At 74.2% G+C, this 21001-nt stretch carries 15 protein-coding genes and 1 pseudogene; 5 read left to right on the top strand and 11 right to left on the bottom strand.

Features of this window, described 5'->3' with window-relative positions; translation table 11 throughout:
- Window position 1: 1 nt before the first annotated feature.
- Window positions 2–808 carry a site-2 protease family protein gene (locus tag OG553_RS23815; protein WP_405980926.1) on the bottom strand — a complete coding sequence of 269 codons (807 nt, stop codon included), beginning with the start codon at window positions 806–808 and terminating at the stop codon, window positions 2–4.
- On the opposite strand from OG553_RS23815, the gene OG553_RS23820 reads away from it, so the two are divergent.
- On the top strand, window positions 807–4583 hold the full coding sequence (locus tag OG553_RS23820; RefSeq protein ID WP_405980927.1) for an AfsR/SARP family transcriptional regulator: 3777 nt from the start codon (window positions 807–809) through the stop codon (window positions 4581–4583). The genes OG553_RS23815 and OG553_RS23820 overlap by 2 nt on opposite strands.
- A gap of 66 nt (window positions 4584–4649) precedes the next feature.
- Here OG553_RS23820 and OG553_RS23825 read toward each other — a convergent pair whose 3' ends face one another.
- The 3 genes from OG553_RS23825 to panB form a co-directional block, all read right to left on the bottom strand.
- Entirely contained in the window at window positions 4650–5498 is an 849-nt protein-coding gene (locus OG553_RS23825; RefSeq protein WP_405980928.1) for an ABC transporter permease, read from the bottom strand.
- Entirely contained in the window at window positions 5495–6526 is a 1032-nt protein-coding gene (locus OG553_RS23830) for an ATP-binding cassette domain-containing protein (RefSeq protein WP_405980929.1), read from the bottom strand. The genes OG553_RS23825 and OG553_RS23830 overlap by 4 nt, the downstream gene beginning before the upstream one ends.
- Before the next feature lie 177 nt (window positions 6527–6703).
- Complete coding sequence (gene panB, locus OG553_RS23835; protein WP_405980930.1) at window positions 6704–7564, bottom strand: 3-methyl-2-oxobutanoate hydroxymethyltransferase; 861 nt, start codon at window positions 7562–7564, stop codon at window positions 6704–6706.
- A gap of 365 nt (window positions 7565–7929) precedes the next feature.
- Between panB and OG553_RS23840 the strand changes: the two are divergent.
- Window positions 7930–8899 (top strand): annotated as a pseudogene (locus OG553_RS23840) (endonuclease/exonuclease/phosphatase family protein).
- Between the two features lie 32 nt (window positions 8900–8931).
- Here the strand turns inward: OG553_RS23840 and OG553_RS23845 are convergent.
- Together OG553_RS23845 and OG553_RS23850 are read right to left on the bottom strand one after the other, a co-directional pair.
- A complete protein-coding gene (locus tag OG553_RS23845; protein ID WP_405980931.1) occupies window positions 8932–10686 on the bottom strand; it encodes an NAD+ synthase in 1755 nt (584 codons plus the stop codon).
- A 71-nt stretch (window positions 10687–10757) separates the two neighbouring features.
- Window positions 10758–12263 (bottom strand): hypothetical protein, encoded by a 1506-nt coding sequence (locus OG553_RS23850; RefSeq protein ID WP_405980932.1) that lies wholly within the window; start codon window positions 12261–12263, stop codon window positions 10758–10760.
- 877 nt (window positions 12264–13140) lie between these two features.
- On the opposite strand from OG553_RS23850, the gene OG553_RS23855 reads away from it, so the two are divergent.
- Both OG553_RS23855 and OG553_RS23860 read left to right on the top strand, forming a co-directional pair.
- Entirely contained in the window at window positions 13141–13869 is a 729-nt protein-coding gene (locus tag OG553_RS23855; protein ID WP_405980933.1) for a DUF998 domain-containing protein, read from the top strand.
- Window positions 13866–14732, top strand: coding sequence for an alpha/beta fold hydrolase (locus OG553_RS23860; protein WP_405980934.1), 867 nt, complete (start codon window positions 13866–13868; stop codon window positions 14730–14732). Before OG553_RS23855 ends, OG553_RS23860 begins: the two co-directional genes overlap by 4 nt.
- Before the next feature lie 18 nt (window positions 14733–14750).
- On the opposite strand, the gene OG553_RS23865 is transcribed toward OG553_RS23860, so the two are convergent.
- The 3 genes from OG553_RS23865 to OG553_RS23875 form a co-directional block, all read right to left on the bottom strand.
- Window positions 14751–15413, bottom strand: a complete 663-nt coding sequence (locus tag OG553_RS23865; protein ID WP_405980935.1) for a DUF305 domain-containing protein — start codon at window positions 15411–15413, stop codon at window positions 14751–14753.
- Window positions 15410–16060, bottom strand: a complete 651-nt coding sequence (locus OG553_RS23870) for a DUF3105 domain-containing protein (RefSeq protein WP_405980936.1) — start codon at window positions 16058–16060, stop codon at window positions 15410–15412. Before OG553_RS23870 ends, OG553_RS23865 begins: the two co-directional genes overlap by 4 nt.
- A 70-nt stretch (window positions 16061–16130) precedes the next feature.
- The gene (locus OG553_RS23875; RefSeq protein WP_405980937.1) at window positions 16131–16505 is read right to left on the bottom strand and encodes a hypothetical protein; all 375 of its coding nucleotides are present in this window, start codon (window positions 16503–16505) and stop codon (window positions 16131–16133) included.
- 175 nt (window positions 16506–16680) lie between these two features.
- Here OG553_RS23875 and OG553_RS23880 point away from each other — a divergent pair, with 175 nt between their 5' ends.
- On the top strand, window positions 16681–18042 hold the full coding sequence (locus tag OG553_RS23880; protein ID WP_344153501.1) for a glutamine synthetase family protein: 1362 nt from the start codon (window positions 16681–16683) through the stop codon (window positions 18040–18042).
- Window positions 18043–18100: 58 nt separating this feature from the next.
- On the opposite strand, the gene OG553_RS23885 is transcribed toward OG553_RS23880, so the two are convergent.
- Both OG553_RS23885 and OG553_RS23890 read right to left on the bottom strand, forming a co-directional pair.
- Window positions 18101–18790 (bottom strand): hypothetical protein, encoded by a 690-nt coding sequence (locus OG553_RS23885; protein ID WP_405980938.1) that lies wholly within the window; start codon window positions 18788–18790, stop codon window positions 18101–18103.
- A gap of 56 nt (window positions 18791–18846) precedes the next feature.
- Complete coding sequence (locus OG553_RS23890; RefSeq protein WP_405980939.1) at window positions 18847–20925, bottom strand: PIG-L family deacetylase; 2079 nt, start codon at window positions 20923–20925, stop codon at window positions 18847–18849.
- Window positions 20926–21001: the final 76 nt, after the last annotated feature.

Below are 21001 nucleotides of genomic sequence, written 5' to 3' on the forward strand. Positions count from 1 at the left end.
CCTACCGGTCCTGCGGGGCCGTGCAGAAGAACCCCTCGGAGCCCTGCCAGAAGCGGTACAGGTCGCGGCCGCAGTAGGTCTCCAGGTCCGAGACGCCCAGCGCGCGCAGGATCCCGCGCACCGCCTCGAAGAACACGGCGTTCACCTCCGGGATCCACAGCAGCGCGAACACCCCGATCAGCGCGAACGGCGCCAGCGGGGCCAGCTCGCGGCGCACCCGGTGGGACAGCCACGGCTCGATCACCCCGTAGCCGTCCAGGCCCGGCACCGGCAGGAAGTTCAGGATCGCCGCCGAGACCTGCAGCAGCGCGAGGAACGCCAGCGCGAAGCGGAACGGCAGCGGGACCCCGTCGAGGGCGCCCAGCCAGAACGGCGCCGTGCACACCACGGCGAAGGCCACGTTCGTCAGAGGGCCCGCCGCCGACACCAGGCTGTGCTTCCAGCGGCCCCGGATCCGGTCGTGCTCGATGTACACCGCCCCGCCCGGCAGGCCCAGACCGCCCAGGATCACGAAGACCACCGGCAGCACGATGCTGAGCAGCGCGTGCGTGTACTTCAGCGGGTTCAGGGTCAGGTAGCCCTTCGCGCCGACGGTGATGTCGCCGCCGTGCAGCGCGGTACGGGCGTGCGCGTACTCGTGCAGGCACAGCGAGACCACCCACGCCGAGGTGACGAAGAGGAACACGGCCAGTCCCGGGCTCGCCGCGTAGTCCGTCCACACCGCCCACCCGGTCACCGCCATGACGGCGACGATGCCGAGGAACACGGAACTGATCTGCCGCTCGCCGCGGACGCCCTGATGAACCATGCGGCGAAACCTATCCCGGGCTCGGCGGCGGTGGGGGCGCGGGGCCGGAGAGAATGACCCGGTGCGTTACGTGATTCTCGGCACCGCCCAGGCCGTCCGCGACGACGGCAGCCCCGTCGCCGTCGGCGGAGCGCGCCTGCGCGCGCTCCTGACCGCCCTCGCCCTGCGCCCCGGCCGCGCCGTCCCGGCCGCGCGGCTGGTCGCCGAGGTGTGGGACGCCGACCCGCCGGCCGACGCCAGTGCCGCGCTCCAGGCCCTGGTGGGGCGGCTGCGGCGGGCGCTGGGGCACGCGGCCGTGCGGTCGGTGGAGGGCGGCTACCAGCTGGAGGCGGAGCGGGAGGACGTCGACCTGTACCGCTTCGAACGGCTCGCGCGCGCCGCCGCGGCCGACCCGGACCCCGCCCGGGCGGCGGCCCTGTACGACGAGGCGCTCGCACTGTGGCGGGGCCCCGCGCTGGCCTCCCTCCCCGACCCGGCGGCCGAGTCCGCGCGCTGGGAAGCCGTACGGATGGACGCGCGCCGGGGCCGCCTGGGCGCGGCGCTGGCGCTGGGCGAAGCGGAACAGGCCCTCCCGGAGCTGACCGAACTGTGTGCGCGGCAGCCCCTGGACGAGTCCCTCCAGGTGCTGCGGATCCGGGCCCTGCGTGCGGCGGGCCGCCCGGCGGAGGCGCTGGCCGCGTACGAGGCGGTGCGCCAGGACCTTGCCGACCGCCTCGGCACGGACCCGGGCCCGGCCCTCCGCACCCTCCACGCGGAACTCCTCACCCCGGCGGCCCCGCCCACCACCGGCCCCGCCTGGCCCCGACCGCCGGCGGCCGGTCCGGCCGGCCACGAGGCCACCCCGGCCCCCGGACTGCCGGGACCCGCGACCCCTGGCCTGCCCGCGGAGGGTCGGCCCACCGGCCGCGAGGCCAGCCCGGCCGCCGGACCGGCCACCACCGGTGACGCCCGGTCCCGGCCCGCAGCGGACCGGCCCACCGGCCGCGAGGCCACCCCGGCCCCCGGCCCGGCGGGTCACACCCTGCCCGGCACCGGCGACGCCTGGTCCCGGCCGCCGGTGGCCGGGAGGGCCGGCCGCGAGGCCACCCCGGTCCCCGGACCGGCGACCCCCGCCCCGCCCACCACCGGCGACGCCTGGTCCCGGCCCGCCGGGGCCGGCGGCGCGGGGGACCCCGGCCACACCCCGGTCCCGCACCCCGCCGCCCCCGCGGCATCGGCCCCTGGGAACCTGCGGGCGCGGCTCACCACCTTCGTCGGCCGCGAGGACGACATCCGCCTCATCGGCGACGACCTCGCCGCGGCCCGGCTCGTGACCCTCCTCGGCCCCGGCGGGGCCGGGAAGACGCGGCTCTCGCAGGAGGCCGCCGAGACCCACGCCCGCACCGCGTCCGGCGACTGGCCCGACGGGGTGTGGTTCGTGGAGCTGGCGCCCGTCGAGGACCCCGAGGACGTCCCCGAGGCCGTCCTCGCCGCGCTCGGCGCCCGCGAGACCAAGCTGCGCGGCGCCGCCGCCGAGGAACTGCGCGCGCTGACCGACCGCGGCGGCGACGACCCCCTCGACCGGCTCGCCGAGCACTGCTCACGCCGCCGGATGCTGCTGCTCCTCGACAACTGCGAGCACGTCATCGACGCCGCCGCCCACCTCGCCGAACGCCTCCTCACCCACTGCCCCGGCGTACGCGTCCTCGCCACCAGCCGGGAACCCCTCGGCGTGCCGGGGGAGTTCCTGCGCCCCGTCGAACCCCTGCCCGACCCCGTCGCGCTGCGGCTCCTCGCCGACCGAGGGGCCGCCGCCCGGCCCGGGTTCAGCGTCGCCGACGACCCGGCCGCCGCGGCCGAGATCTGCCGCCGCCTGGACGGTCTGCCGCTCGCCATCGAACTGGCCGCCGCCCGCCTGCGCCTCCTCACCCCCCGCCAGATCGCCGACCGGCTCGACGACCGGTTCAAGCTGCTGACCGGCGGCGCCCGCACCGTCCTGCCCCGCCAGCAGACCCTGCGCGCCGTCGTCGACTGGTCCTGGGACCTGCTGGACGAGCCCGAACGGGCCGTGCTCCGACGGCTGTCCGTCTTCGCGGGCGGCTGCGACCTGGAGGCCGCCGAAGCCGTCTGCGCGGATCCGGCGGCGGAAGCGGGCGCCGACGTCGCCGACGCCATGGCCACCCTCGTCGACAAGTCCCTCGTCGTCGCCGCGCCCGGCCCCGCCGGCGACATGCGCTACCGCCTCCTGGAGACCGTCGGCGAGTACGCCGCCGAGCGCCTCGCCGAAGCCGGCACCGGCGTCGGCGCCGGAGACGACCGCGCGGCCACCGAGCACCGCCACCTCGTCCACTACCGCGAACTCGCCCGCACCACCGAGCCCCTGCTCCGCGGCCACGGCCAGCGCGCGGCCGCCGACCGGATCGCCACCGAGTACGAGAACCTCCGCACCGCCCTGCGCCGCGCCATCGCCGCCCGCGACGCCGGCGAGGTGCTGTGCCTGGTCCACTCCCTCGGCTGGTACTGGCACATGCAGGACCTGCGCGCCGAGTCCCGGCACTGGTCCGACGCCGCCGCCGGACTCGGCCCCGACCCGTTCCTGCCGCCCCACACCCCCGCCGAACCCGTCTACGAACGGCTCGTGGACTCGCCCCCGCCCTACTCCGGCGAGGTGCTCACCGAAGGCTGGCGAGCCCTGCACCTCGTACGGCTCGCCGCCCGCGACCAGACGAACACCGACTGGGACAGCCCGGAGGTCCGCGCACAGGTGGACGGGGTGCTCGCCACCTACCGGCCCGGCCTCCCGCAGACCTGCCGCACCCCGGCCTCCCTGTGGATCTACGCCGTGATGATCGCCGGGGACCCGGGCCTGCTCAAGCGGGTCGTGGACGCCACGATCGCCACCGCCCGCGAGCTCGGCTACCGCTGGGAGCTCGCCTCCGGACTCCAGCTGCGGGCCAACATCCTCGCCAACCGGGCCGACTGGGCCGGCGACGCCTCCCGCGACGCCGACGAGAGCCTGGCCCTCTTCCGCGAGCTCGGCGACGACTGGGGCTGCGCCGAGGCCCTGTCGGCCCGCGCCGAGTCCCGGGAGAAGCGCGGGGACTACGCCCTGTCCGCCCAGGACTACCTCGCGGCGATCGAGCACGCCGAGCGCCTCGGCGCCAAGGCGCAGGTGACGGTGCTGCGCGTGCGGATGGCCGGCTCCCTCGTCGAGAGCGGCCGGATCGAGGAGGCCGAGCGGATCCTCACCGACACCCTCACCACCTCCGTGCGGTTCGCCAACGAGTCCGTGCCCGCCGCGCGCATGTTCCTCGCCTCCGTCTACGGGCGCACCGGCCGGATCCCCGAGGCCCGCGAGCAGATCCGGCTCCTGCGCGAGGAGTTCGCGATGGGCGCGTTCGCCGTCTTCGACGTGTTCCTGCTCGCCACGACGGCCTGGCTGGACAACAAGGAGGGCAGGTACGAGGACGCCCTGCGGCTCGCCCGGGAGGCCGCGGGGGCCGTCCGGCACCCGCTGGCGATGATGGTCGCCCCGTACATGCCGGCCCTGTACCTGCTGACGGCCGCCGTGGCCCGGCTGGGCCTCGGCGGCCCGGAGCGCGCGTACGAGGCCGCCCGGCTGGTCGGCGCCTACCGCGCCCAGCTGCCGGCCGCGCACGTCCCGGTCTCCTCGGAACGCGAGGACGCCGCCCACGCCGAGGAGGCGGCGCGGGCGGCACTGGGCGACGCGGCGTACGAGGCCGCGTACGCCGAAGGCGGCGGCCTCACCCTGGAGGAGGCCACCGCCCTCATCTGATCCGGCCGGCTCCCCCGTGCGGTGCCGTCCGGGACGCGATCCGGACGGACCGGCCGCCGCCCGGGATCAGGTCTTCTGGCGGAACTTGCGGACCGCGATCGGCATGGTGACGGCCGTGATGCCGACCGACCAGGCCAGGGTGATCCACACGGAGTTGCCCAGCGGGGTGCCGTTGATCAGGCCGCGGGCCGCGTCGGCCAGGTTGGACAGCGGGTTGACGTCGGTGAAGCTCTGCAGCCAGCCGGGCATCGTCGTCGGCGGGGCGAAGATCGAGCTGCCGAACTGGAGCGGCATCAGGACGATCATCGCCATGCCCTGGACCGCCTGGGCGGTCTTCAGGGTCAGCCCCAGCAGGATGAAGATCCACATCAGGGAGGCGCCGAAGACGGCCGACAGCCCGATGGCCAGGAACAGGTCCAGCACCGAGGACTTGATGGACAGGCCCAGGATGAAGCCCACGGTGAGCAGGATGGTGATGGCGACCATCATCCGGCCGAGCTCGACCACGATCTTCGCGATGAGGACCGAGGACCGGGCGATGGGCATGGACCGGAAGCGGTCCATCACGCCCTTCTTGAAGTCGTCGTTGACGCCGGTGCCGACGCCCATGGCGATGTTCATTCCCATCATCGCCATCAGGCCCGGCACGACGTAGTTGACGTACTCGCCGTTGTTGCCCTTGCCGGAGATCGCGCCGCCGAAGACGAACACGAACAGCAGCGTGAAGATGATCGGCATGAACACGACGTCGAACATCGACTCCGGGTCCTGCTTGATCTGGAGGGCGTTGCGGCGGACGAGCGCGCCGATGTGCCGCAGGTTGGCCCGCAGGCCGATCCGGCCCTCGCCGGCCGTCGGGGCGGCGGCCGGGGCGGCCGCGGTGGTGCTGGGCTTCGTCGTGGTTATGGTGCTCATGCCGCGACCTCCTGATCCGTCTCGGTCTTGCGGGCGGGCGCGGCGTCCTCGACCGTCACCGGCTTCTGGCCGGTGATGGACAGGAACACCTCGTCCAGGCTGGGCAGGTACGTGCCGAGGTCGGCGATGGCGTACCCGCGGGCGGCCAGCAGGCCGACCACGGCGGTCAGCTGCTCGTCGCTGAGGATCGGTACCAGCAGCACGCCCTCGTCCGGCACCGCCTGGGAGCCGGCGACGCCGTCCAGGCCGGTCTCCGCCAGCGCGCGGGCCATGCCCGGCAGGTCGGACGGGTCCACCGGACGGATCCGCAGGGTGCGGCCGCCCACGCGGGCCTTCAGCTCGTCCACCCCGCCCTTGGCGATGACCTTGCCGCGGTCGATGACCGTCAGCTCGTTCGCGAGCTGCTCGGCCTCCTCCATGTACTGGGTGGTGAGCAGGACGGTGACGCCCTCGGCGACCATCCGCTGCACCTCGTCCCACACCTCGTTGCGGGTACGGGGGTCCAGGCCGGTGGTCGGCTCGTCCAGGTAGAGCACCGCCGGGCGGCCGATCATCGAGGCGGCCAGGTCGAGCCGGCGGCGCATGCCGCCGGAGTAGTTCATCGCCGCCTTCTTCGCGGCCTCCGTGAGGGAGAACCGCTCCAGCAGTTCGTCCGCGCGGGACCGGGCGTCCTTGCGGGACAGGTCCAGCAGCCGGCCGATCATGTAGAGGTTCTCCCAGCCGGAGAGCTTCTCGTCGACCGAGGCGTACTGGCCGGTCAGGCCGATCGTGCGGCGCAGCTGCCGGGGCTGGCGGACCACGTCGAAGCCGGCGACGGTGGCGGTGCCCGCGTCGGGCACGATCAGGGTGGACAGGCAGCGCACCAGGGTGGTCTTGCCGGCGCCGTTCGGGCCGAGGACACCGAGCACGGTGCCCTCGCGGACGTCCAGGTCGACCCCGTCCAGGGCCTTGGTCTCGCCGTAGTGCTTGACCAGCCCCCGCACTTCCACGGCGTTGGGCTTCTTGTCGTTTCGCGTCATGTCCACCATGGGACCAGCCGCCACTGACAAACCTCCGACAGCCTGCCGACAGGAGACGGACAGCCCGCCGACGGTTCTGTCGGCGGGCTGTCGGTACTGCTCGGGTACTACCTGTCAGCGCTCCCGGACTACTCCCGGACTGCTTCCGGACCTGCCTCCGGACCTGTCTCCGGACCTGCTTCCGGATCAGTGGAAGGCGTGCTCCTCCTGCGGGAACGATCCGCCGACCACGTCCTCGGCGAAGGCCTTCGCCGCGTCACCCATGGTCTGCCGCAGGTTCGCGTACTGCTTCACGAAGCGCGGCATCTTCCCGCCGGTCAGGCCCATCATGTCGGTCCACACCAGCACCTGCGCGTCGCACTCCGACCCGGCGCCGATGCCGACCGTCGGGATGTGCAGGGACCGGGTGACCTCGGCGGCCAGCTCGGCCGGGACCAGTTCCAGGACCACCGCGAAGGCACCCGCGTCCTGTGCCGCCTTCGCGTCGCGCAGCAGCTGGTGCGCGGCCTCGTCGGTGCGGCCCTGCACCCGGTAGCCCATGGCGTTCACGGACTGCGGGGTCAGCCCCAGGTGGGACATGACCGGGATGCCGGACTGCACGATCAGCTCGGTCTGGTGCAGCGAGCGCTCGCCGCCCTCCAGCTTGACCGCCCCGACACCGGCCTCCTTCACCAGCCGGGTGGCACTGCGCAGCGCCTGCACGGCGCCTTCCTGGTACGAGCCGAACGGCAGGTCGCCGACGACCAGGGCACGGCCGGTGCCCCGTACGACGGCCGCCGACAGCAGGGTCATCTCGTCCATCGTCACGGGGACGGTGGTGTCGTAGCCGAGGTGACAGTTGCCCATCGAGTCGCCGACGAGGATCACCGGGATGCCGGCCTCGTCGAACACGGACGCCGTCATGGCGTCGTAGGCGGTGAGCATGGGCCACTTCTCGCCGCGCTCCTTGGCGAGCATGAGGTCGCGGACGGTGATCCGCCGGGTGCCAGTGCCTCCGTACAGGGTGGCGGAGGCGGCTTCGCGGGCAGGCGAAACGGCATGCGTCATTGCAACTGCTCCTTGTGTCATCTCGAGGCGCCCTCACGGCGTCCCCGGACTCACCCACCATGGTGGCACTCGTCCGGCCGTCGGCGGAAGTGGCGGAGCCGCGACGCGCTGACCCGTCCGTCACACTCCCGGCCCGCCTCCAGGGGCGCCGGAGCCAATGTGCGCGTTTCGTGACAACCGGAACCCTTGCCGCACGGCCGTTCGTCCTCCCGGTTGTACGGCCGCGAGGTCGGCACGGAAGGCTCCGAACATCGCCTAGGGTCAAGGGGCGGGGACGGAGCGCGAGCACGGCAGCGAGGATTTGGCATGGCACAGGCGTACATGACGGAGACGGGGAACGGCGGCTCCGAGCCCGGCCCCTCCGGATCCGGACTGAAGCGCCGGCTGGCCGAGCTGCGGCGCGACCGGGGCATCTGGAAGCGGGGGACGGTCACCGCGGGGTTCGCCGCGCTCATCTCGCTGATCATGGTCTTCCACGCGGAGCTCCCCAACGACATCGGCAACCTCGGCAGCCTCACCGAGACGTTCCTGCCCTGGCTGGGCGTGTTCGTGCCGGTGCTGCTGGCCATCGCCGTGGTGCGCAAGTCCGCGACGGCCCTGCTCGCGATACTGCTGACCGCCGCGGTCTGGGTGAACCTCTTCGGCGGCCTGGTCACCGACAAGTCGGGCTCCGGCGGCAACCTGATGGTCGCCACCCACAACGTGGACGCCGACAACCCCGACGCGCGCGGCACCGCCGAGGCCGTCGCCAAGTCGGGGGCCGACGTACTGGCCCTGACCGAGCTCAAGGCGAGCGCCGTGCCCGTCTACGAGAAGGCCCTCGAAGGCGCGTACAAGTACCACGCGGTCGAGGGCACGGTCGGCGTGTGGAGCAAGTACCCGCTGACCTCCAGCAAGCCCGTCGACATCCGGCTCGGCTGGACCCGCGCCATGCGCACCACCGTCGCGAGCCCGTTCGGCGACATCGGCGTGTACGTCGCCCACCTGCCGTCGGTCCGCGTCAAGCTCAACGCCGGCTTCACCGCCAACCAGCGCGACAACAGCGCCGACGCGCTCGGCGCCGCCCTCGCCGCCGAACCGCTGAAGAACGTCATCCTCCTCGGCGACCTCAACGGCACCATGAACGACCGCTCCCTGTCCGAGGTCACCTCGCAGATGCGCTCCACGCAGGGCGCGGCCGGCGACGGCTTCGGCTTCAGCTGGCCCGCGCAGTTCCCGATGGCCCGGATCGACCAGATCATGGTCCGCGGGGCGAAGCCGGAGGCCTCCTGGACCCTGCCGCGCACGGGCAGCGACCACCTGCCGGTCGCCGCCCGGCTGACCGTACGGAAGTAGCGGCGCCGGCCGCCCCCCCCCCAGGCGGCCGGCTACGCCCGCTCGCGCCAGCCGTTGGTGATCGGCAGCCGGCGGTCCTTGCCGAAGCCCTTCGCGGAGATCTTGGTGCCCGGCGGGTACTGGCGGCGCTTGTACTCCGCCGTGTCCACCATCCGCAGGGTCTTCGCCACGAGCTCCCGGTCGAAACCGGCCGCGACGATCTCCTCCAGGCCCTGGTCCCGGTCCACGTACCGGTCGAGGATCGCGTCGAGCACCGGGTAGTCCGGCAGCGAGTCCGTGTCCACCTGCCCCGGCCGCAGCTCCGCGCTCGGCGGCTTCACGATCGAGTTCTCCGGGATCGGCGGGGTCTCGCCCCGTTCCGCGGCGGCCCGGTTGCGGTAGCGGGCGAGCCGGAAGACGTCGCTCTTGTACACGTCCTTGATCGGCCCGTAGGCGCCCACGGAGTCCCCGTAGAGGGTGGAGTAGCCGACGGCCAGCTCGGACTTGTTGCCCGGTGCCAGCACGATGTGGCCCTCCTGGTTGGAGACCGCCATCAGCATGGTGCCGCGCAGCCGGGACTGGAGGTTCTCCTCGGCCAGGCCGGTCAGGCCCAGCGAGCCCATGTACGCGTCGAACATCGGCTCGATCGGGACGGTCCGGAAGTTCAGCCCGGTGCGCGCCGCCAGGTCGGCGGCGTCGCCCTTGGAGTGCTCCGAGGAGTACTTCGAGGGCATGGCGATGCCGTACACGTTCTGCGCGCCGACCGCGTCGCAGGCGATGGCCGCCACGAGCGCCGAGTCGATGCCCCCGGAGAGCCCGATCAGGACGGAGCGGAAGCCGTTCTTGCGGACGTACGCGCGCAGGCCCACCACCAGCGCGTCGTAGACCTCCTCGTCGTCGTCCAGCCGCTCCGCGTAGCCGCCGGTCACGACGGGCTCGTACGCCTCCAGCGGCTCCTCGGAGAGGATCACGCGGTCGATGCGCAGGCCGTCGTCGACGACGCCTTCGGGGGCGTCGGCGCGTGCGGCCGGGAGGTCCAGGTCGACCAGGACGCAGCCCTCGGAGAACTGCGGGGCGCGGACGACGACCTCGCCGGAGGCGTCCACGACGATCGAGTCGCCGTCGAAGACGAGCTCGTCCTGGCCGCCGATCATCGCCAGGTAGGCGAGGGTGCAGCCGGCCTCCTGGGCGCGCTTGCGGACCAGTTCGAGGCGTACGTCGTCCTTGTTGCGCTCGTACGGGGACGCGTTGATCGAGATCAGCAGCCCCGCCCCGGCGGAGCGGGTGGCGGGGACGCGGCCGCCCTCCTGCCAGAGGTCCTCGCAGACGGCGAGGGCCACGTCGACGCCGTGGACCCGGACGACGGGCTGGGTGTCGCCGGGCACGAAGTACCGGAACTCGTCGAACACCCCGTAGTTGGGCAGGTGGTGCTTGGCGAACCGCAGCACGACCTCGCCGCCGTACAGCACGGCCGCGGCGTTCTCCGGGGAGCCGGCCGGTAGGCCGAGGCGGGGTGCGGACCGCTCACTGCGGTCGAGGTAGCCGACGATGACCGGGAGCCCGCCGAACCCCTCGTCCGCGAGCCGCCGGGCCAGCGCGGTCAGGGCGGCGCGGGACGCGTCGACGAAGGACGCGCGCAGGGCCAGGTCCTCGACGGGGTAGCCCGTCAGCGTCATCTCCGGGAACGCCACCAGGTGGGCGCCCTGCTCGGCGGAGTGCCGCGTCCAGTGCACGACCGAGTCGGAGTTGGCGGCGATGTTGCCGACCTGCGAGTCGATCTGATTCAGAGCGAGGCGAAGTTGAGGCACGGGGCCCAGTGTAATCGTCTTTCTGACGCGATGTCCTGGGCCCCGGCCGTTCCGGGCGTTTCAGGTACGCCTCAGGGGCGGTTCGGCCGCTGCTCTACGGGGCCGGAGAACTTCGCCGGGGGCAGCAGCACGCCGGGGGAGAGCTCCACGGTGAGGGTCGTGGTGCCCCCGAGCAGCTCGTACGCGGCACTGCCGGAGGCCGTCTGGCCGGGTTCGAGCACCCGGTCGACGCGCTTGGGCATCCGCCCGTCGAAGACGAGCCTGCCGACGGTGCCCCTGCCGTCGCGGACCTCGGGGATCGCGTGGACGACGCGGAGCGGCTCGGCGGAGGTGTTGGTGATGGTGAAGGGCACCTCGACCGCGTTGCCCACCTCGATCCACTTGCTGGCGCTGGTGTACTTCCGGGGCGCTTCGACGGTCACCTTGACGCCGTTCGGGTACGTGTACGTACGGCCGAAGTCGAGCGGGGTGGTCATGCCGGGGCCCGGCGGGGGCGAGGGGAACGGGTCCTCCTCCCAGTCCTCGTCGTCCTCCCAGTCGTCCTCCCAGTCCGGTTCGGCCGCGGCGTGGCGGGCGCGGTCGACGGCCTTGTCGACGAGGCCGACGGTGAAGAGCCACCCGCCGACGGAGGCGCCGAGGCCGATGACGCCGAGGGCGATGCCGAACAGGGACATCACCTTGCGCGGGGCGCCGCCACGGGCGCGCACGAAGGCGCCGATGCCGATGCCGACGGCGGTCATGGCGAGGAGCGTGCCGATCCAGAACGCGAACGGCACGAGGGCGAAGGGCACGGCCAGCAGGCCCAGCACCAGCGCGGCGACGGCCATCCCGTTGGAGGGCGCGGCGGGCACGGGCGGGTAGGCGGCGTAGCCGGGGTGGCCCGGGTAGCCGGGGTATCCGGGGTACGCGGCGTACGGCGCCGCCAGCGCGGGGGCGGGGGCGGGGGCGGGTCGGCCCCAGGCCCCGGCGGTCGCCGCGAACGGCGGCGGGACGGCCCCGGGGGCGGGAGTCGCCCATGGGTTGAACTCCCCGGCCGGCGCCGACGGCGCCTGCACGGGCGCCTGCACCGGCGGCGGGGCCTGCACCGGGGCGGGCCCCGGCTGCGGCGCCCCCTCCGGCGCGGGGGCGGTGTGCGGGGCGGGCTCGGCGGCGGGGGTCTCTGCCGGTGCGGCCCGGGTCTGGGGGGTCTTCGTCAGCGAGGGGCCGGGCTGTTCGGGCTCGGGGGCGGTGTGCGGGGCGGGCTCGGGGGCCGGGGTCTCTGCCGGTGCGGCCCAGGTCTGGGGGGTCTTCGTCAGCGACGGGCCCGACTGCTCGGGTTCGGGCGCGGGCTCCGTGGCGGGCTCGGGGGCCGGGGTCCCGGCCGGGGGGGCCTTCGTCAGCGACGGCTTCGCAGACTCCGGCTCCGGCTCCGGGGTCCCGGGCGCCGGGGAGTCCTCCACAGGCGGGGCATCGGCAGGCGGGGCGTCCGCAGGCGGGGTCTTCTCCAGTGACGGCTTCGCCGTCCCGGGTATGGGCGCGTCCGCGGGCTCGGACGGCGGACCGGACGGGGTCCCGGGCGGGTTCGGCGGCGTGCTCATACCTGGCGGCGTCCTCGGAGTGTGCGGCGTACGGGGCGGGAAACGCGGTGTACGGACGATGCGGGCAGACTGCCATGCCCTCCGGCCCCCTCCAAGCCGTTTCGGCCCCGGCCCCCGCACCGCGGAGCGGTATCGGCCGATGTGCCGGAATCGGAACCTCCGCCGGGCCGGGAGCCCCGGACCGGGGCCGGTCCCGGCCGCCCCGGACTCCGTCGGAGACCCGGGGCCGCGACTCCCCGTCGGGCACCCCGGGCCGCCACGCCTCCGTCGGGCGCCCCGCGCCGCGACCTCCAGCTGGGGACGCTGGGCCGCCACGCCCGTCGGGGCCCCGTCGGGGCCCCTGGGCTGCGCCCCCCGTCGGGCGCCCCGGGCCGCTACCCCCGTCGGGCGCCCCGGGTGGCAACCTCCGTCGGGCGCCCCGCGCCGCCGCCTCCCGTCGGGGCCCCTGGGCTGCGCCCCCCGTCGGGCGCCCCGGGTGGCAACCTCCGTCGGGCGCCCCGCGCCGCCGCCTCCCGTCGGGGCCCCTGGGCCGCGCCCCCGTCGGGCGCCCCGCACCCTCCGTCGGGCACCCCGGGCCGCCACGCCTCCGTCGGGCGCCCCGGGCCGCGCCCCCCGTCGGGCGCCCCGGGTGGCAACCTCCGTCGGGCGCCCCGCGCCGCCGCCTCCGGCGGTGGCGCGGGGGGAGACCCGGGCCGCCAGCCCGCGATCCGCCCGCCCGCCCCCCCCCCGGGAGGGGAACGCGGTGGCGGGTGCGTGCGTTCTCCTCGTGTGGGACTCGGCCGGATGGCCCAGGGTGCGCATCCCGGCGATCCCCAGCAGCGGCGCCGCCCGGCAGTGCCGCGCGCCGACGCCGGATCTGCTGAGGATCATTCACACCATGCGTACAGAACGCCCGAACCGTCCGCACCGCCCCGAAGGAGCCCCACCCCCCACGACGTGGCCCGTCGCCCTCCTCGTCGGTCTCGGCGCGGCCGCCTACACGGCCTGGGTGCTCGAAGTCGTCCTCTCCACCGGCCTCAACCCCATCGAGACGTACGTCAGCGAGCTCGCCGCCCAGGACCAGCCCCTCGGCGGCCTCTTCCGGGCCACCGACTTCACCGCCGGCCTGCTCGTCTTCCTCGGCGGGCTGCTCGCCCTGGCCCGCCTGCCCCGCCACCCCGAGTCCCGGGGCTTCTGGGCCGTCGCGGGCTGGGCCGGGGTCACCCTCTTCGGCGCGGCCACCGCCGCCGACGCATGGCTGCCGCTCAGCTGCCAGCCGACCGCCGACCCGGAGTGCGCCGCCCGCGAGACCGCCGGCCTCGTCCCGGCCACCCACCAGGCCCACGCCGTCAGCAGCAGCCTCGCCATGACCGGCGCCCTCATCGGCATAGTGGCCCTCACCGTCGCCGCCCGCCGGTACGGCCGGCTCGCGCCCCTCGCCCGCTACGGCCCCGCCCTCGTCGTCCTGGAGCTCCTCGCCACCGCCTGGACCCTGACCGCCATCGCCCTGTTCACCGCCGGGCACGGGACCTGGGCGCTCGGGGCGGGGCAGCGGCTCCAGGTGCTGCTGGTCGCGCTCTGGCTGGGCCTGCTGGCCCACTCCGTCCACAAGGAGCGCCGCACGTGACCGCCCCGCACCCCCCGGCCCGCTTCGTCCGGGTGGACGGGGTACCGCTGCACGTGGTCGTCGAGGGCGCCGGGCCCGTGGTGGTGCTGAGCGCCGGGCTCGCCATGGCCTGGTTCGACTGGGACCCCGTCGCGGCCCTGCTCGTGGCCCGGGACCGCACCGTGGTCCGCTTCGACCGCCCCGGCCACGGCCTCAGCGCCCCGGCCGCCGACCCGCCCGGCGCCGCCGCCGAGGCCCGCCGGATCGCCGGGCTGCTGGACGCGCTGGGCCTGGGCGGCGCACCCGTCACCGTCGTCGGGCACTCCATCGCAGGGTTCCACGCCGAGGCCTTCGCCCGCCTGTACCCGGAGCGGACCGCCGCCCTGGTACTGGTCGACTCCAGCGTCGAGGAGGCCCCCCGCACCCTGCTCCCCGCCGCGCTGCGCACCGGCGCCGCCCGCGCCCTCGGCCGGGCCGTCACCGCCGCCGGGCTCCCCGCGGCCCTGGGGCCCGCGCTGCGGGGCGCGGCCGTACGGGCCTCCCGGGCCGGCCGGGCCGCGGACCCGGCCGCGCGGGACCTCGTACGCCGCTGCTACCGCACGGGCCGGGTCTGGCGTGGCGCCCTCCTGGAGAACTCCCGCTACCCCGACACCGCCGCCGAGCTGCTCGCCCTGCGCGCGGCACACCCGCTGGAGGCCCCCGCCACCGTCCTGGTCGGCCACGAAGGCCCGCCCGACGACGCCGCGACGGGCTGGCCCGGCCGCCAGGCGGCCCTGGCCGACGCCCTCGGCGCCCGCTTCGAGCTGGCCCGGCCCGCCGGACACCTGGTCATGCTCGACCGCCCGCACCAGGTGGCACGGGCGGTCCTGCGCGCCGCCACGTAGGCCGTGGACGGCGTACGCCTAACGCGGCGCCGCCCCGCGCCCGCGGAGCATGTCCTCCATCAGCTTCAGCTCCGACTGCTGCGCCTCGACCATGCCCTGCGCCAGCGCCTTCTCCGCCGGGGTGCCGCACTGGCGGGCACAGCCCTCGGCCATCGCGACACCGCCCTTGTGGTGGTCGGTCATCAGCTGGAGGTACAGCACCTCGGCGTCCCGGCCGTTCGCCGCGCCGAGCCGCTCCAGCTCCTCCTTGGTGGCCATGCCGGGCATCAGCGCCCCGGGCTTGGCGCCCGCGTGGCCCGCGTGCCCGCCGTGCCCCTCACCGGCCTGCATCCACGACATCGGCGGCTCGTCGGCCACCACCTTCGGCAGCTGCCACAGGTCCAGCCAGCCCAGCAGCATGCCGCGCTGGTTGGCCTGCGTGTTCGCGATGTCGTACGCGAGCGAGCGCACCGGTTCGTCCTGGGTGCGGTCGCGCACGATGAAGGACATCTCCACCGCCTGCTGGTGGTGCACCGCCATGTCCCGGGCGAAGCCCGCGTCCGGCGAGTACAGGGCCGGCGCGGCGGACGCGGGACGGTCGCCGCCGCCGTCCGGGCCGTTCGCGGTGGCGACCGTGGCCCCCACCGCGAACAGCACGGCCAGCACGACGGCCGCGCCCGCCGCCCAGTACGTACGGGTCACTTCTCGCCCAGACCGTTGGTGCAGGCCGCGCCCGGCTCGGGGGTCTGCGGGCCCTGCACGTACTTGGTGAAGAACTGCGCCACGCGGGGGTCGTCCGCCTTGTCGACCGTCAGCTGAATGCCCCAGGCGCTCAGCATGATCGCGCCGGCCTGCTCCTTGACGGGGCTCAGCAGCGTGTAGGGGGTCTTGCCGACCTTCTCCGCGAGCTTGCCGACCTCGGCCTTGTCGGCCTTGTCGTTGTACGTCACCCAGACGGCGCCGTGCTCCAGCGAGTGGACGGCGTTCACCTCGGGGACCGGGTTCTTGTAGACGTCGCCGTTGCAGTTCATCCAGCGGGGGTGGTGGTCGCCCCCGACCGGCGGGTTCATCTCGTACTTGACCTGGGTCTCGACGTGGTTGCGGCCGAGCTTCTTCGCGTCCCAGGTCTGCTCGCCCGAGACCGGGGCCTTGCGGGCGGCCTCCGCGTCCTTCTCCTTCTGCTTCTGGTCCATCAGCACCCAGCCGCCGAATCCGACGAGCCCGGCGACGATCACCGTGGAGATGCCGATCGCGAGGAACTTGTTGCGCCGCTCGCGCGACTGCTCGGCGCGGCGCATCTCGGCTATGCGCTGCTGGCGGGAGTTCTGCTGTGACGTCCTGCTGGCCATGTGCCCTGGTTCCTTCTGCTGAGGGGGTGTGGGGGTGGTGCCGTGAATGCCGTCCGGTGCGCCGGAGCGCTCAGGTCCGCAGCACTTGCAGGACGTGCAGGCCGGGCGCGCGCGCGAGGGTGCCGGGCGGCCGCACCGGCCCCGGGGCCGAACCGGGGCGGGCGGCCGGTACCGGTCCGCTCCCGGGCAGGGCCGCGGCGGGCGGCGGGGCGGGCAGCACGGCGGGGGTCACATGGGCGAGGGGGGAGCAGCCCGGAGGGTCGTACGGGGACACGCAGGTGGCGTGCGCACCGTGTCCGGCGTGCACCCGTCCGGGTTCAGCCGCGGGCCGTACGCACAGGAAGGCCATCCCGGCCGCCACCCCGACCGCCACCAGCAGCACGAGGACGGCACGCCGGTGGGGACGCCCGTGGCGCCCGCTCGGCGTGTGCTCCCAGCCCCCCATGGGCGCTGATGGTAATGCTCATGACGGGCCCTGGGTCAGAGCGGGGGTGCCATCGGCCTTGGGGGGTGCGTAATGTGGCGGAAACCACCACTGGCGATACTGGACGGGCCCGGCTGCGCCCCCCGTCCTTTTGGGGTGGTGGTGCACAGATCGTCTGAACTGCGAGGATGAAGGCATGGACAAGCAGCAGGAATTCGTCCTCCGGACGCTCGAGGAGCGCGACATCCGCTTCGTGCGCCTGTGGTTCACCGATGTGCTGGGCTTCCTGAAGTCCGTCGCGGTCGCCCCCGCCGAGCTGGAGCAGGCCTTCGACGAGGGCATCGGCTTCGACGGCTCCGCGATCGAGGGCTTCGCCCGGGTCTACGAGTCCGACATGATCGCCAAGCCGGACCCGGGGACCTTCCAGATACTGCCGTGGCGCGCCGAGGCACCCGGGACGGCCCGGATGTTCTGCGACATCCTGATGCCGGACGGCTCCCCGTCCTTCGCGGACCCGCGCTACGTCCTCAAGCGCATCCTGGCCAAGACCTCCGACCTGGGCTTCACCTTCTACACCCACCCGGAGATCGAGTTCTTCCTGCTGAAGGACAAGCCCCTCGACGGCACCCGGCCCGTCCCCGCCGACAACTCCGGCTACTTCGACCACACTCCGCAGAACGTGGGCATGGACTTCCGCCGCCAGGCGATCACCATGCTCGAATCCATGGGCATCTCCGTGGAGTTCAGCCACCACGAGGGCGCCCCGGGCCAGCAGGAGATCGACCTCCGCTACGCCGACGCCCTCTCGACGGCCGACAACATCATGACGTTCCGCCTGGTCATGAAGCAGGTCGCGCTCGAACAGGGCGTCCAGGCCACCTTCATGCCGAAGCCGTTCTCCGAGTACCCCGGCTCCGGCATGCACACCCACCTGTCCCTCTTCGAGGGCGACCGCAACGCCTTCTACGAGTCGGGCGCCGAGTACCAGCTCTCGAAGGTCGGCCGCTCCTTCATCGCGGGCCTCCTCAAGCACGCCGCGGAAACCGCCGCCGTCACCAACCAGTGGGTCAACTCCTACAAGCGCATCTGGGGCGGCTCCTCCCGCACCGCCGGCTCGGGCGGCGAGGCCCCCTCGTACATCTGCTGGGGCCACAACAACCGCTCGGCCCTGATCCGCGTCCCGATGTACAAGCCGGGCAAGACCGGTTCCTCCCGGGTGGAGGTCCGCTCGATCGACTCCGGCGCCAACCCCTACCTCACCTACGCCGTCCTCCTGGCGGCGGGCCTCAAGGGCATCGAGGAGGGCTACGAACTCCCGGCGGGCGCCGACGACGACGTCTGGGCCCTCTCCGACGCCGAACGCCGTGCGATGGGCATCGAACCCCTCCCGCAGAACCTGGGCGAGGCCATCTCCCTGATGGAGCGCAGCGAACTGGTCGCGGAAACCCTCGGCGAGCACGTCTTCGACTTCTTCCTCCGCAACAAGAAGCAGGAGTGGGAGGAATACCGCTCGGAGGTCACGGCCTTCGAACTCCGCAAGAACCTCCCGGTGCTGTAGGCGTCGGCTGAGCCCTGCTCCGGGCCTCCGGTCGGTGACCGGGGGCCCGGTGGTGTCTTCAGGGCTTGGCGCAGGTGAGGGTGACCTGGTCGCTGCGGGCCGTCTGGTTGCCCGCGTGCAGGGTGACGAAGACGGTCGGGGAGACGCCGTTCACCGTCGGCGAGAGGTTGACGACCTTCAGGAGCGAGACGCTGCTGATGCCGGGAGTGAAGGTGGCCGTGCCCGAGCCGAAGGGGTCGCTGCTGGAGGCGTAGGTCCAGTAGTAGGGGACCTTGCCGTTGCCCGATCCGGTGATCTTGCCGTCGAACTCGGCCCTGCTCGGCTTGGTGCAGTCGACGACCGTGCCCGGCTTGGTGAGGGTGAGGACCTCGACCTTGGTGACCTGGACCTTGCCCTGCTTGCCGCCGCCGTCGTGCTTCTCCCGGGGCGGGGTCAGGCAGCCGGTGCGCTTGCCCTTGGTGTTGACGCTGTACTTGCCGTAGCCGACGCCCTGCTTGTCCAGGGTGCCCTCGTCGCCGACCCGGGTGCGCTGGCTGGTGTGCGGGCCGTTGATCGTGACGGACTGGTTCGGTTCGAAGCCCTCCAGGACGAGGGTGTACGGGCCGCTGCCGCCTTCCCCGGTCGCGACCAGCTCGCACGAGGCGGCCGGCCTCGGTGCCGCGGCCGCCGGCGGTGCGAGGGCGACGGCGGCCGGGGAGAGGATGAGGAGCGGGGCCGCGAGGAGCGTGAGGTGGCGGTGCCGGTTCATCGTGCTGCCCTCCGGGACGGGAATGCCCCCGATGCTCCTCCCAGGATATCGGCGGGTCAGGCGGGCGGCGGGAGGACGGCCGGGTGCCAGGTGGGGTGGGGGGCCGTGGGGCGGGCGGCCGTGGTGTGGAGCTGGGCGTCCAGGCCCAGGACCGCCGTCGTCGTGGTCCCGGAAGGGTCGAGGACGGCCGAGGGGGCGCCCGCGTACAGCATCCGGGACTCCGTCCAGGCGGGCGGCCCGCCCAGGGTGGTCGCGGCGACGGTGCCGGTGTCCGCGCGGCCCGTCACCGTGCGGCCCGCGACGCCGACCGCGCCGTAGCCCGCCCGGCCGCCGGACTCGGAGACGCTGGAGACCTGCGGGGCGCCCGGGCCCGCGGTGACGAGGGCGCTGCGGACCACCCCGGAGTCGGGGCGGCGGAAGTAGAGCCGGATGCCGGCGCCGTCCCGGGCCGCCGAGAGGGGGACCGTGGTGGCGGGGAGCCCGGTGGGGTGCGGGCCGGAGAGCGGGACGCCGGGGGCGGGCTGCGTCCAGGCCAGGACGGACTTGGTGGTGGTGGCGTAGACGTGGCGCCGGCCGGCCGCGTCGACGACCGCCACCGGGTCGCTCTGGAGGTCCTCGCCGCCCAGCTGCTGCCAGTCGGTGAAGGAACCCGACGGCTGCTGCTCGCGGGCGCGCAGGGTGCGGCGGGTGTCGCGGAGGTACACGGTGAGGCGGCCCGCGGCGTCGACGGCGGCGGAGGGGGCGCTGACGGCCGAGGTGCCCGGCTCGTCGCCCTGCTCCGGGGTGCCGAGCGACTGCCACGTCCCGAACGGGCCGTCGGGCGCGGTCTGGGCGGCGTACACGACCTCGCGCCGGTAGTCGGCCGGCCGGGAGCCGAGGGTGGTGCGGGTGGCGAGGACGGCGACGCGGCCGTCGGGGAAGCGGGCGGTGGTGGCGCCGGGGTCGATGCCGGTGCCGGGGAGCAGGGCGGGCCCGGTCCAGGTCCCGGCCCGGTCGCGGTTCCAGACGGCCATCCGGCCGTCCAGCGCGGCGAAGGCCCAGAGCCGGCCGGGGGTGCCCTCGGTGAGCCAGGAGGAGGTGTCGGCGCGGGCGTAGCGCAGCGACTGGGCCCAGTTGCGGCCCGTCGGGCTGCCCGCCACCTTGCGGTCGCCGCAGCCGGAGGGGGAGCCGCCGCAGTAGTCGGTCCGGTCCTGCCAGGCGTACGTCTTCAGGAAGCCGATCTTCGTCTCGGCGGTCTGCGGGTCGAGCGCGTGCGGGAGGGTGCCGTTGTGGTAGCCGAGGTAGTTCTGGACCGAGAACCGCGGCCGGTCCGTGACCCGCTCGGCGTACAGGGCGGTGGCGGCCTGCACGAAGCGGGCGCCGTACATGTGGTCCTGGTGGTCGGTGTACTTGCCGGTGTCCGCGTACCGTCCCGGCGTCGGGTCCTGCATCCGTATCGTCGTCGGGCGGTAGCGCTCCAGGACCCCGGCTATCGACCGGACCACCTGGTCCTTGGTGTACGAGAACTGCTGCTTGACCGGGGTGCCCGTGGTCAGCTGGGCCTCCAGCGCCGGTATCCGCCCGTCCCACAGGCCGCGCAGGCTGTCCGGGGTGTCGGTGGCCGGGTTGCGGGCCTCGCGGAGCTGGAACCAGACCAGGTTGACCTGCGGGCGGGCGACGAGGACGTCGAGCTCGGCCTGTCCGCCGCCGGCCGTGGGTATGACCGTACGCTTCCACGCGCTCGTGCGGTCCCCGGTGGCCATCTGGGCGTAGGCGGACCGTATGCCGTTCTGCCGGGCCTCCGCGTACCGGGCGCGGTCGGCGGGCTGCTCCGGGTCCTTGGCCTCGCCGCCGCGCGCCTCGTTGCGGCCGTCGGCCTCGCCGGAGGTGAGGTAGGCGGTGGTGACGGGGATCCCGGCCAGCAGGGAGCGGCTGAGGTCGGGGTTCATGAAGAAGAGGTCGTCGTCGGGGTGCGCGACGATCTGGACGACCGTGCCGGAGGTGGTGCTGGCGGGCAGGGCGGCGGCCGGGTTCTTCCCCTCGCCGGTCTCGGCCGAGGTCTGCTGGCCGGAGGCGATGGAGAGGACACCGGAGGCGCCCACGGTGAGCATGGGCAGCACGGCCGCGAGGAGGAAGCGGCGGCGGGAAACGGGCATGGTCACGGCCTCTTGAGGTCGCTTCGGGCAGGAAGAACCGCTGTGCAGTCAGTGAGAGGCCAAATCGGGGGAGTTG

This window comes from Streptomyces sp. NBC_00158 (genome assembly GCF_045160885.1).
GTDB lineage: Bacteria > Actinomycetota > Actinomycetes > Streptomycetales > Streptomycetaceae > Streptomyces.

Bases quoted from the DNA above. Each gene is read 5' to 3' on its own strand.
- OG553_RS23825 (WP_405980928.1), bottom strand. From the start codon at position 5,498: ATGAGCACCATAACCACGACGAAGCCCAGCACCACCGCGGCCGCCCCG.
- OG553_RS23855 (WP_405980933.1), top strand. From the start codon at position 13,141: ATGCGTACAGAACGCCCGAACCGTCCGCACCGCCCCGAAGGAGCCCCA.
- panB (WP_405980930.1), bottom strand. From the start codon at position 7,564: ATGACGCATGCCGTTTCGCCTGCCCGCGAAGCCGCCTCCGCCACCCTG.
- OG553_RS23885 (WP_405980938.1), bottom strand. From the start codon at position 18,790: ATGAACCGGCACCGCCACCTCACGCTCCTCGCGGCCCCGCTCCTCATC.
- OG553_RS23875 (WP_405980937.1), bottom strand. From the start codon at position 16,505: ATGGGGGGCTGGGAGCACACGCCGAGCGGGCGCCACGGGCGTCCCCAC.
- OG553_RS23870 (WP_405980936.1), bottom strand. From the start codon at position 16,060: ATGGCCAGCAGGACGTCACAGCAGAACTCCCGCCAGCAGCGCATAGCC.
- OG553_RS23880 (WP_344153501.1), top strand. From the start codon at position 16,681: ATGGACAAGCAGCAGGAATTCGTCCTCCGGACGCTCGAGGAGCGCGAC.
- OG553_RS23820 (WP_405980927.1), top strand. From the start codon at position 807: ATGCGGCGAAACCTATCCCGGGCTCGGCGGCGGTGGGGGCGCGGGGCC.
- OG553_RS23815 (WP_405980926.1), bottom strand. From the start codon at position 808: ATGGTTCATCAGGGCGTCCGCGGCGAGCGGCAGATCAGTTCCGTGTTC.
- OG553_RS23850 (WP_405980932.1), bottom strand. From the start codon at position 12,263: ATGAGCACGCCGCCGAACCCGCCCGGGACCCCGTCCGGTCCGCCGTCC.
- OG553_RS23890 (WP_405980939.1), bottom strand. From the start codon at position 20,925: ATGCCCGTTTCCCGCCGCCGCTTCCTCCTCGCGGCCGTGCTGCCCATG.
- OG553_RS23830 (WP_405980929.1), bottom strand. From the start codon at position 6,526: ATGGTGGACATGACGCGAAACGACAAGAAGCCCAACGCCGTGGAAGTG.